We start from the raw sequence: 11,839 nt of genomic DNA on the forward strand, positions 1-11,839 counted from the left end.
CACCCGTCGGTTCGTACGCTGACACACAACACGAACGCCGCGGTTCGTACCCGAACCGGACCGCGGCGGAACACCCGCACAGCTTGCGCGAAGGGAATGGCAGTGACTTCGACGATGGACTTCGAGCGCGACCGGCGAGCATCTCAGCGCCGCGCGTTCACGGGCGCGGGGCTGTGGGCCGTGTTCATCGCCGCGCTCACGCTGATCTTCGTCTTCCCGGTCGCGATGATCGTGATCGGAGCCTTCCGCGACGGACTCCCCACCGACGATGTGCCCTTCTCGATCAACGGACTGGTCGAGGCGTTCCAGGACCCGGAGACCTGGACCACGATGGGGAACTCGGTGATCCTCGTCGTCGTGTGCGGCACCATCGCGGTCGCCGGCGGCGGCCTGTTCGCCTGGATCGCAGCGAACACCAACGTGCCAGGACGCAGGCTCATCACGCCCCTCATGGCCGTAAACCTGTTCGTGCCCCCTCTCTTCCACACGCTCGGCTGGATCATGCTCGGCAATCCCCAGAACGGACTGCTGAATCAGTTCGGGCGGATGCTGGGCGCGACGGGACCCGTACTGGACATCCAGACCTGGGGCGGGCTCATCCTGCTGATGTCGCTGGGCTACATGCCCTTCGCCTACCTGCTGATGCTCGGCGCCTTCAAGAACCGCGACCAGTCGCTGGACGAGGCCGCGGCCATCAGCGGCGCCGGCGCGGTGCGCACGTTCTTCACGATCACGCTGCCGTCGGTCGGTCCCGCGATCACCGGCGCTGCCATCCTCATCGCCGTGCTCGTGTTCCAGGCCTTCGACAGCCCTCAACTGATCGGACGGCAGGCCAACATCTTCGTCTTCTCGACGCAGATCTACCGCTACGTGCGGGACCAGGCGCCGGCGAACTACACCAAGGCCTTCGCGCTGTCCCTCGTGCTCATCGTCCTCGTGCTGGCGCTCTTCGTCGCCCAGCGGTGGCTGCTGCGCGGCCGGAGCTTCACGACCCTCACCGGCAAGACCTCTCGACGCGAACCGCAGGAGCTGGGCCCCGTTCGCTGGGTGTTCACCGCCCTGGTGGTCGTCTTCCTGCTGCTGAACCTGGTGCTCCCGCTCTTCGCCATGATCCTCGGCAGCCTGCAGCCGATCTTCGGCGTGATGAGCACGGGGCTGACACTCGACAACTACGCGGAGATGCTGACCGACCCGGTCTTCAGCTCGAGTCTGTCCCTGACCGCGTGGCTGGCCGTGATCGGCGGTTTCGGCTCGATCGCGATCGCCCTGCTCACGACCTACGTGACCGCCCGACGCCGCGGGTTCATCCGCTCCTACACGTCCTTCGCCGTCTGGATCCCCTGGGCGCTTCCGGGAATCGTCCTGGCGCTCGCCTACATGTTCGCGGTCCTGTACGTCCCGGCGTTCCGCGGGCTCTACGGCTCCGCGTTCCTGATGACTCTCGTGCTCATCGTGGCCACGATCCCCGTGTCCAGCCGCATCGCGGAGGGCGCCCTCGCGCAGCTCTCCCCGGAGCTCGAGGAAGCGGGACGCACGTCCGGCGCGGGCTCCTGGCGGGTGCTGCTCACCATCGTGCTGCGCCTGATCATCCCGAGCTTCCTGTCGGGATGGTTCCTGTCCGCCCTGTTCATCTCCGGCAACCTCGCCGTGCCGATGCTGCTCGCACCCCCCGGACTCCAGCCCGTGTCGCTGACCGCGTATCAGGAGTTCCTGCTGGGCAACATGTCCCAGGGCGCGGCACTGTTCATGATCATCCTGATCGCCGCGATGGTCGTGCTCGCCATCGCCGGACTCTCGATGAAGCTCGGCGCCCGACTCCGGAACGGCGCCGCAGCCCCCCACGCCCCCCTCACCCGCATCACTCCCTGACACACCCGAGAGGCAGAATAATGACGTTCTCCCGCACGACTCTGAGGATCACCACGGCTCTGCTCGCCGCCGGTGCTCTCACCGCCCTGACCGCTTGCTCCTCGAGCGGAGCCGCGTCGAAGCCCGATAAGCCGGTCGAGGTCCCCGGGGCCTCCGCAGAGGCCAACGACTACATGAACGAGCTCTACGACAAGGCCGTGGAGGAGGGCAAGACCGACATCGTGCTCTACGGCCCCAGCGTCTCGGCGCAGAAGTCGCTGTTCGACGTGTTCACCGACCGGTTCCCCGGGATCAAGATGGTCCAGCAGGATCAGCCGGATGCTCAGAGCATCACGAAGATCGAGGCCGAGGCGCAGAGCGGCAGCAAGATCGCCGACATCTACGACGGCGGCGAATCTCCGCAGGTGGCCGCCGAACCCGGAATCTGCACCGCGGCCGATGTGCGCACCGCCCCCGAGGGATTCGAGATCCCCGGCGAATTCGACGGGCGCCTCACCTACTACGCGATGCGCTACTTCGTGCTCGTCTACAACACCGACATGGTGAAGGAGAGCGAGGTCCCGAAGAACTGGGACGACCTGCTCGATCCGAAATGGAAGGGCAAGATCAGCATGGGCGACCCGACGGTGCCCGGCGGGATCCGCTACATCCTGACCTCGCTGATGGTTCCCGAGAGCGAGAGCACGTGGGGTGAGGACTACATCGAGAAGCTGGCTGCGCAGGACGTGCAGTTCGCGCAGTCCGAGCCCAACGTTCCCGCGGATGTGGCGAGCGGTCGGTTCCCGATCGGCATCGCGGTGTACCAGGGCTTCTACGAGGACGTGAAGGCCAAGGGCGGACCGATCGCCGCGGTCTTCCCGCTCGACGACGGCGGCAACTTCATGTCGCGCACCGGCATGTGCATCATCGAGGACAGCCCGCACCCGGATGCCGCGCAGCTCTACATCAACTGGCTGTACTCGCCCGAGGGGCAGCAGGCGCTCGCCGAGAAGAACCGCTCGTACGGCTGGACGCCTGAGGCGCCCGGTCCCGAGGGCACGCCGCCGCTCGACGAGCTGAAGCGCGTGCCGTTCGCGAACTCCGACCCGGAGTTCAACCAGCCCTACTTCGACTTCATCAGCGAGCAGTTCAAGAAGTAGCGTTCGCGGTCCTCTCGAAGCTCTCACAGAAGGCGTAGATCAGCATGACTCAGGTCCAGGTGTCCGGACTCAGCAAGCGGTACGGCAGCAAGTCGGCTCTGCACGGCCTCGATCTGACGATCGACTCGGGCGAGTTCGTCACCCTGCTGGGGCCCTCGGGCTGCGGCAAGACGACCACTCTGCGCTGCCTTGCCGGGCTCGAGCGTCCGACCACCGGACGGATCACCATGGGTGATCGCGTCGTCGTCGACACCGACCGGCGCATGTTCGTGCCGGCCGACAAGCGCCAGGTCGGCATGGTGTTCCAGAGCTACGCGCTCTGGCCGCACCTGAGCGTCGCCGAGAACGTGGCGTATCCGCTCACGGTCGCTCGGGTCGGCGCCAAGGCGCGTCGCACCCGGGTGAGCGAGATGCTCGCCGCCGTCGGTCTCGCCGACTTCGAGAAGCGTCCCGTCACCGCCCTGTCGGGCGGCCAGCAGCAGCGCGTCGCTCTGGCGCGCGCCCTGGCCGCCCGACCGGGCATCATCTTCTACGACGAACCACTCTCCAACCTCGACTCGAAGCTGCGCTACCAGATGGGACAGCAGGTTCGCGCGCTCCACAACGAGTTCGAGACGACCTCGGTGTACGTCACGCACGACCAGGAGGAGGCCATCACGCTCTCCGACCGGATCATCGTGATGAGCGAGGGAGAGATCGTGCAGGAGGGTGCTCCCGCTGACCTCTACGACCGCCCGCAGTCGGCGTACGTGGCCGACTTCATGGGCTTCCAGAACATCCTCCCCGGAACCGTCGTCGCCGTGGACGGCGGCCGCGCGGACATCCGGGTCGACGGCACCTCGCTCGTCATCGCCGGAACCGCGACGACCGACGTCGCCGTCGGACAGCGCGCCGACATCGCCTTCCGAGCCGCCCACGTGCGGACCGACGTCGTCGCCTCGGGAGCCGATCGCTCCTCGGGAGCCGGTCGCTTCTCGGCGACCGTCGAGCGCACGACCTACCTCGGCAGCGCGGTGAACCTCCTCGTCCGCGCGGACGGGCTTCCCCTGCGAGTGCGCGTCGAGACCTCCGACCTGAGCATCGACGCCGTGCCGAAGGCCGGTGAGCAGCTCGAGTTCAGCGTGAACCCGGCGCGCGCCGTGGTGATCACCAGGGAGGAGTCCGAAGACGACTACCTCACCGTCGAGACGAACGCGATCGTCTCCCCGCGCTGACGCCGCCCCGATTCCAGAGAGGAACACCCCCACCATGACTGATCTGTTCACCCCGCGTTCCGACGCCCCGCACATCCGCGAGCTCGCCGAGATCGGCGGGCGCTCCGACACGAGGGACGTCCTCGCTCATGCGACGAAGCAGGCGCGGGACGACTACGACGACTACTTCATCGTGGACATCGACGCCCACGTCTCGGAGGACCACTTCTGGGGTGAGGTGCTCGACCTGATCGACAACGACGTCTGGCGTCAGATCGGCATGGACCAGTTCGGGAAGTTCGCGGGAAACAACGCGCTGCTGAACATCCAGCCAGGCATGTCGCACCAGAGCGTCGGCGGACGCATCGGCCATCAGGGTCGCAAGGAGCCGATGGCGGGGGAGGAGGGGCATCCGTTCGTCACGGCCGCACGCCGCGGCATGGATGCCATGGGGCTCGACTACCAGGTGGTGTTCCCGAGCGCGATGCTCCTGCTCGGCATGCACCCGCAGGATGAGGTGGAGGTCGTGCTCGGCCGGGCGTTCAACCGCTGGCTGACCGAGGTGATCCTGCCGCCGAACCCCCGGCTGAAGGGCATGCTCTACCTTCCGTACAACACGCCGGAGGTGTGCGAGGAGCTCGTCGAGAAGTACGCCGACAACGACGGCATCATCGGCTACACGGTGTGCTCGACCCGCAACAACCCGGTGCACTCGGATGTCTACACGCGTCTCTACAAGCTGATCGAGGACAGCGGCAAGCCGCTCGCGTTCCACTCCGGCTATCACTGGGGCGACCCGTCGTTCGCGCAGCTGAATCGCTTCCTGTCGATGCACGCGCTCTCGTTCACGCACTACAACCAGATCCACGTGACCAACTGGATCATCAACGCGATGCCCGAGCGCTTCCCGAAGATCAAGATGGTCTGGGTCGAGAGCGGGCTGGCCTGGATCCCCTTCCTCATGCAGCGACTCGACCACGAGGTGCTGATGCGGCCCAGCGAGGCGCCGGGGCTGAAGCGCCTGCCGAGCGAGTACATGAAGGAGATGTGGTACACGACGCAGCCGATGGAGCGCACCAACATGGAGCTCCTGGAGGCGACGATGAAGTCCTTCAACGCCGAGACGCAGCTCCTCTACTCCTCGGACTGGCCGCACTGGGACTGGGATGCCCCGTCCACGATCACGCGTCTGCCGTTCCTCTCGGAGCAGGCGAAGCGCAACATCCTCGGGTTGAACGCCGCGCGGGTGTTCAACCTCCCGACCGACCGACAGAAGCCTCCAGCGGAGCAGGTGCTCCAGGACCGACCAGGGATCTCGTGACATGACTGCTGACATCACCACCACCACCACCACACCCGCCATCGAAGAGCTCGCGGCTCTCATCACCCGTCTGGAGGAGGTCACGGCGCTGGTCGCCGAGGAGAAGCTCGGTGCCGAGGTCTCCGACGAGCAGATCGCGGATGTGCTCTACGCCTCGGCGCGGCTGTTCTCCGCCAAGACGGATCGCGTCGGCAAGGTCGCCTGGCCGATCCGCGCCGATGCCCTGAACGCGACCGAGACGGTGGTCCTCGTGACCGCCCTGCTCGACGCCGCCGACGTGAACCTGTTCGACATGGCCATCTGGTATCGGAGGGCCGAATGAGCGCCCGGGTCGTCCGCCGGGATGTCGTCGTGGCGCGCCTCGACGACCTGAGGGAACGCGAGCGCATCGTCGTCGACGTGGAGGGCACGGAGCTCGGCGTCTACTTCTACGCCGACGAGGTGCGCGCCTGGTACAACGTGTGCCCGCACCAGGGCGGGCCCGTCTGCCAGGGGAAGATGATGCCCCGCACCGTGCAGCTCGTGCGGGGAGAGGGCGGTCTGAAGAGCGGTGGCCCCGGCTTCCACCCGACGGATCGCAACATCGTGTGCCCCTGGCACGGCTTCGAGTTCGATGTCCTCACCGGCAAGCACCCGGCCGACCACAGCGTCGGCCTGCGCCCGGTTCCGGTCCGCGTCGACGGCGACGACATCGTCGTGACGATCTGATCCGGAGAGGGGCGGATGCTGCGGCATCCGCTCCTTTGCTGTGCCCGGCGGCATCCGCCCACGCGCACAACTTCGGAGGTCAGCGGCGAAACGCGGTGGGGAGGCCGCTGCGAGCGGCGCGGCTCCTCCCGGATCCGAAGCTGTGCACGCACGGAGCAGTTCACAGACTGCGCAACCCACGGGTTCTAGGCTGGACGGGTGAGCGAGTACATCGTCCGACCGGCGCGCAGCGCCGACATCGTCGGCATCCGGAACCTGCTGCAGCCGCTCGTGGAGCAGCGCATCCTGCTCGGGAAGGACCTGGCGGTGCTCTACGGCGCCGTGCAGGAGTTCGTCGTCGCGGAAGCCGACGGCGAGCTGATCGGATGCGGCGCGCTGCACGTGATCTGGGAGGACCTCGGTGAGGTCCGCACGCTCCTCGTGCGCGAGGACTGGCTGCACCACGGCGTCGGACGCGGGATCGTCGACCGGCTCGAGGAGACCGCCCGCATGCTCGGGCTCTCGCGGCTGTTCTGCCTCACGTTCGAGGTCTCGTTCTTCGGGCGGCGAGGTTACACGCCGATCGGGGAGCAGGTCGTCGACCCGGACGTGTACTCGCAGCTCCTGCGCAGCGGTGACGCGGGTGTCGAGGAGTTCCTCGACCTCGCGCACGTGAAGCCGAACACGCTCGGCAACACCCGCATGCTCAAGGTGCTCTGACGTCCCCGGCATCCGTGCGCGGACGTTCCATCGAATCGTCCATGTTCTTCCCCGTTCACCCCATGGGGCTCCGCCGGCTGCGGCGATAGCTTCGTCGCAGGACTTCGCGTCCTGTCGTCGGCTGCAGCGCGCCGACGGCACGCACCTGCACGGAGGTTCAACGGATGAACAACGATCGCCGCGACGTCGGATCGACCATGGCGGCCGACGAAGAGTACGGCCACGGCGACCGGATCATCCTCCTCGAAGCTCCCGGAGCACTGCGTGCCGACCTCGATCGCGGCGCGGCGATCGCCTGGAGCGAGCCGCTCAACATCCTCACCTACGACGCGGCCGAGCCGAGCATCCATCCGATGTACCTCGATCACCGCGTCTATCAGGGCTCGAGCGGCAAGGTCTATCCGATCCCGTTCACCGAGCAGATCGCCGACGAGGGCGCGATGCGCGAGTGGCAGGCGGTTCACCTCGAGAACGAGTACGTGCGGCTCGTGGTCCTCCCGGAGCTCGGCGGGCGCATCCACATCGGGTACGACAAGACCACCGGCTATGACTTCTTCTACCGCAACAACGTCATCAAGCCGGCTCTCGTCGGTCTCGCAGGCCCCTGGATCAGCGGCGGGGTCGAGTTCAACTGGCCGCAGCACCACCGTCCCGGCACGTATCTGCCGGTGGAGACGTCGATCGAGAACGGCGATGACGGTTCGGTCACGGTGTGGTGCCACGACCACGATCCGTTCACCCGGATGTCGGCGCAGCACGGCATCCGTCTTCGTGCGGGCAGTTCCGTCGTCGAGCTCGTGGTGCGCCTGCACAACCGCACCAGCGAACGGCAGTCGTTCCTGTGGTGGGCGAACGTCGCGGCGCGCGTGCACGACGACTACCAGTCGTTCTTCCCGCAGGACGTGCACTACGTCGCCGACCATGCGCGCCGCGCGCTGACCGCCTTCCCCGAGGCCGACCGCCCGTACTACGGCGTCGACTACCCGGCACTTGCGGCGGAGCACGAGGGCGCCGACCGCATCGACTTCTACCGGAACATCCCGGTGCCGACGTCGTACATGATCGTCGACTCCCAACAGGGCTTCTTCGGCGGCTACGACCACGCCGCCGGCGCAGGGTTCGTGCACTGGGCTGAGCGGCGTCTCGCCCCGGGTAAGAAGCAGTGGACGTGGGGCGATGCGCCCTTCGGGCACGCCTGGGACGACCAGCTCACCGACGCCGATGGTCCGTACGTCGAGCTGATGGCCGGCGTCTACACCGACAACCAGCCCGACTTCTCGTGGCTGTTGCCGGGAGAGACCAAGGTGTTCAGCCAGTACTGGTACCCGATCCCCGCGATCGGCGCGGCCCACCAGGCGACGACGGATGCCGCTGTGCACGTCGAGCGCGGGGGGCGGGTCTCGGCGCGCTTCGCGGTCACGAGCCGCCGTGAGGGCGCGACCCTGCGGATCCTCGACGGCGGCGTCGTCGTCGCGAGCGCGACGGCCGACCTGGTGCCCGGCGTTCCGATGACGCTCGACTCGGACGTCGCGCCGTCGGATGCGATCACCGCCGAACTCCTCGCCGACGACGGCGGTCTTCTCGTGCGATGGACCCCGACGGATGCCGCGGACGAAGAGCCCTGGGTCGCCGACGAGCCGCCGCTGCCGGAAGAGATCGACAGCGTCGAGGAGCTGTACCTCACGGGTCTCCACCTGCAGCAGAACCGCCACCCCACGCGTTCACCGCTGCCGTACTGGCGCGCGGCGCTGGCGCGCGACGCCGGAGATGCGCGCACGAACCTCGCGCTCGCTGATCGCGCGTACCGTTCCGGTCGTCTCGACGTCGCGCTGGAGCATGCGCAGACCGCGATCACCCGTCTGACGCGTCGCAACGCGAACCCGACCGACACGGAGGCCTATTACCTCGCGGGACTCGTCCTCGCCCGTCTCGGCCGCGAGGCCGAGGCGCAGCAGATGTTCGGCAAGGCCGGGTGGGACGGGGCCTGGGCCGCGGCATCCGGTGTCGAGCTCGTCCGGTCTTTGCTGCGCACCGGTCAGCGGCGTTCCGCTCTGCGCGTGCTCGACACGCTGGACGGCGTCGTCGGGCATGACACGCGCCGGATCGCGCTGCGCGCCCTCGTCCTGCGGGCATGCGGAGACGAGGTGGGGAGCACCGCCATCGCACGGGCAGCGCTGGTCGCCGACCCGCTCGACGCGACGCTCCGGGTGCTCGCCGGTGAGGAGATCGAGGCCGATGCCGGGCTGCTGCTCGACGTTGCTCTCGATCTGAAGCTCGCCGGCGCCCTCGATGACGCGCTTCGGATGATCGAGGCGGCCATCGCGGCGCCCGTTCGTCGCTCCGGCAACGTGCGCCCTCTCGCGCACTACCTCGCCGCCGAGATCCGCGCGATTCGCGGCGAGGAGGATGCCGCCGCGCGTGATCGATCGCGTGCGCGAGAGGCTGAGCAGGACTGGGCCTTCCCGGCCGGACTCGACGCACTGCGCGCGCTCGAGCTCGCCGTGGAGGCGGAACCCGGCGACGCGACCGCTCTCGCACTGCTCGGGATGCTGCTCTACGCCGCCGGGCGCCGCCGCGACGCGACCACGGCATGGAATCGTGCGATCGAGACCGGGCAACAGGACCCGGTCCTGTTCCGCAACGCGGCGCTGGCCGCCTACAACGTCGAGCACGACGAGCAGAAGGCCTGGCAGCTGTACGGGCGAGCTGTGGACAGTGCTCCGACCGATGCGCGCATCCGGTACGAGCAGGATCAGCTGGCAGCCCGCCTCGGGCACACGACCGCCCAGCGCCTGGACGCCCTGCGACCGGTGGAGCATCTGGTCCTCACGCGCGACGACTTCGCGATCGAGTACGCGCGACTCCTCGTCGCCGAGGGCGCGGCCGCCGAAGCACACCGCATCCTCCTCACGCGTCCGTTCCATCCGTGGGAGGGAGGCGAGGGGCAGGCCATCGCCACGTGGGACCTCGCGCTCGACGCTCTCGGACTGCCACTGACCGACCCGCCCGCTTCGCTGGGTGAGGCCAGAGCGGCGTATGTCGCGCCCGTCGCCGTGCGTGATGACGGCGTCACCGACTACTTCGCGACGAGCCTGCCGGAGATGCTGCTCTTCACCCAGGATGGCGAGGATGACTGAGGATGCCGGTGCTCCGGTCGGGATCAGCCCTTGTGGAGTGAGCGGTAGGCCGTGGGGTTGAGACCGTGCAGCCGCCGGAAGTGCCGGGAGAAGTACAGAGGGTCCGCATAGCCGACGGCGGCGGCGATCTCCCGCACCGGGAGAGATGTCGTGTCGAGCAGGTTCCGGGCGTGCGACATGCGCAGCGAGGTGTGGAACGCAGCAGGACCACTTCCCGTCGCCTGCCGGAACAGGGCGCTCAGATGCGACGGCGACATGCCGACGAGCGCGGCGAGTTCGCTGACCTGGATGTTCCCGTCGACCCGCGTCTCGAGATAGCGCATCGCCCGTTCGAGGGGCGATCCCTCACTGGGGACGATGCTGTCCGCTGCGATCCGAGTCAGCAGATTCCAGGCGATGCCGGACGCCAGGAGCAACTGAGGCGGCGAGAGCCGCCGTTCCAGCGACGTCACGAGCTCGTCGAAGAGCGCAACGACGCGGTCCAGGGACCGCAGCCTCGTCACCGGGCTCTGCCGCCCGAGCGTCTGCACCGCGAGCTCCTCGGCATCCGTGCCGCGCACGTGCAGCCACCAGATGGTCCACGGATCGTCTTCCGAGGCCTGGTAGGAGTGCGGAGCTCCTGCGGTGATCGCGATCGCGGTCGCGGAACTGAGGTGGTGCACCTCTCCCGCGATCGTCACTGACCCGCGTCCGGCGACGCAGAGCAGCACCACGGTCTCCGCGCAACCGCGCGGACGGACACGGCGGTGGCCTCGTGCCACCGGGAAGTACCCGGCGTCGGTCACCAGGAGCCGCCGCGTGCCCGCGACGCCGAGAGCGGTCACCGCCTGCGGTCGCGGCAGTACGCAAAGCCGCTGATGCTCGAACCCCTCCACGCGATAGTGGGGTTTCAGTGGAATCGGCGTCTCGTCCATGAAGCCTTCCGGGCTGAATGAGGGGCTACGCGGCAATGCTGGGAGTTCGATCCTGCCAGGCTAGTCATTGATCGATTTATCCGGCCGGATAAAAGTCCATTTCAATCACAGCACAGCGAGTCACGCGCGGGAATTTCGGGCTGATCCGCCGGTCGGTCGCACGGTCGATCCCCGGGTCGATCGCTTAGCCTGGAGACATGCCCCGCCACTCCGCCGCCGTGTACCGCCGCCGGCGCCTGGTGCTCCTGATCGGGATGATCCTCGCGGTCGCCGTGATCGGCGTCTCGACATGGCTGCTGATCGCGCGCCCCTGGGCGAACGCCGCCGCCGGTCCCGCTCCGACCAGCTCCGGGACGACGACTCCCTCGACGACGACGCCTCCCCCCGGCACCGGGTCGCCCGAGCCGTCGCCGTCGGCCGAGCAGACGCCGGCGATCGTCGCGTGCGCGGCGAAGGATGTGGAGGTGACCGCGGTCACCGACTCGGACTCCTACGAGGCCGGCGTCACGCCGCAGCTCTCCATCTCGCTCACCAACAAGGGCTCGACGGACTGCACGATCGACGTGGGCTCCACCACCCAGGTGTTCACGGTCTCGAGCGGCGCCGACGTCTGGTGGCGCTCGACCGACTGCCAGGAGAACCCGAGCAGCATGATCGCCACGCTCGCGGCGGGGACGACCGTGACCAGCAAGGATCCGGTGGTCTGGGACCGCACGCGCTCGAGCGTCGAGACGTGCGCCGACGAGAACCGACAGCGTGCGCCGGGCGGGGGCTCGTCGTACCACGTCGAGGTGTCGATCGGCGGGTTCACGAGCGCGAGCAGCACGCAGATCCTGCTGTACTGAATCGAGGAACGGGA

10 protein-coding genes are annotated in these 11,839 nt (G+C 68.0%); 9 read left to right on the plus strand and 1 reads right to left on the minus strand.

Translation table 11 applies throughout. The features are described from left to right. Nucleotides 1-102: 102 nt before the first annotated feature. The 8 genes from ABD648_RS16080 to ABD648_RS16115 all read left to right on the plus strand — a co-directional run bounded on the left by ABD648_RS16080 (nt 103) and on the right by ABD648_RS16115 (nt 10,066). Entirely contained in the window at nt 103-1,869 is a 1,767-nt protein-coding gene (locus tag ABD648_RS16080; RefSeq protein ID WP_282215968.1) for an ABC transporter permease, read from the plus strand. A 20-nt stretch (nt 1,870-1,889) separates the two neighbouring features. Beyond that, nucleotides 1,890-3,008: an ABC transporter substrate-binding protein gene (locus tag ABD648_RS16085; RefSeq protein WP_282215969.1), complete on the plus strand. Its 1,119-nt coding sequence runs from the start codon at nt 1,890-1,892 to the stop codon at nt 3,006-3,008. 44 nt (nt 3,009-3,052) lie between these two features. Then, nucleotides 3,053-4,222, plus strand: coding sequence for an ABC transporter ATP-binding protein (locus ABD648_RS16090; protein WP_282215970.1), 1,170 nt, complete (start codon nt 3,053-3,055; stop codon nt 4,220-4,222). 34 nt (nt 4,223-4,256) lie between these two features. Continuing rightward, a complete protein-coding gene (locus ABD648_RS16095) occupies nt 4,257-5,522 on the plus strand; it encodes an amidohydrolase family protein (protein WP_282215971.1) in 1,266 nt (421 codons plus the stop codon). Between the two features lies 1 nt (nt 5,523). Continuing rightward, entirely contained in the window at nt 5,524-5,844 is a 321-nt protein-coding gene (locus tag ABD648_RS16100; RefSeq protein WP_282215972.1) for a hypothetical protein, read from the plus strand. Beyond that, the gene (locus tag ABD648_RS16105; protein WP_282215973.1) at nt 5,841-6,230 is read left to right on the plus strand and encodes a Rieske (2Fe-2S) protein; all 390 of its coding nucleotides are present in this window, start codon (nt 5,841-5,843) and stop codon (nt 6,228-6,230) included. The genes ABD648_RS16100 and ABD648_RS16105 overlap by 4 nt, the downstream gene beginning before the upstream one ends. A gap of 198 nt (nt 6,231-6,428) precedes the next feature. Then, a complete protein-coding gene (locus ABD648_RS16110) occupies nt 6,429-6,929 on the plus strand; it encodes an amino-acid N-acetyltransferase (protein ID WP_282215974.1) in 501 nt (166 codons plus the stop codon). A gap of 164 nt (nt 6,930-7,093) precedes the next feature. After that, complete coding sequence (locus ABD648_RS16115; protein WP_282215975.1) at nt 7,094-10,066, plus strand: DUF5107 domain-containing protein; 2,973 nt, start codon at nt 7,094-7,096, stop codon at nt 10,064-10,066. 23 nt (nt 10,067-10,089) lie between these two features. Here the strand turns inward: ABD648_RS16115 and ABD648_RS16120 are convergent, their stop codons facing one another. Continuing rightward, nucleotides 10,090-10,890, minus strand: a complete 801-nt coding sequence (locus ABD648_RS16120) for a helix-turn-helix domain-containing protein (protein WP_344709507.1) — start codon at nt 10,888-10,890, stop codon at nt 10,090-10,092. Between the two features lie 287 nt (nt 10,891-11,177). Here ABD648_RS16120 and ABD648_RS16125 point away from each other — a divergent pair, with 287 nt between their 5' ends. Further along, the gene (locus ABD648_RS16125) at nt 11,178-11,825 is read left to right on the plus strand and encodes a hypothetical protein (RefSeq protein ID WP_282215977.1); all 648 of its coding nucleotides are present in this window, start codon (nt 11,178-11,180) and stop codon (nt 11,823-11,825) included. Nucleotides 11,826-11,839 lie beyond the last annotated feature (14 nt).

The organism is Microbacterium luteolum (genome assembly GCF_039533965.1).
Taxonomy (GTDB): Bacteria; Actinomycetota; Actinomycetes; order Actinomycetales; family Microbacteriaceae; genus Microbacterium; species Microbacterium luteolum.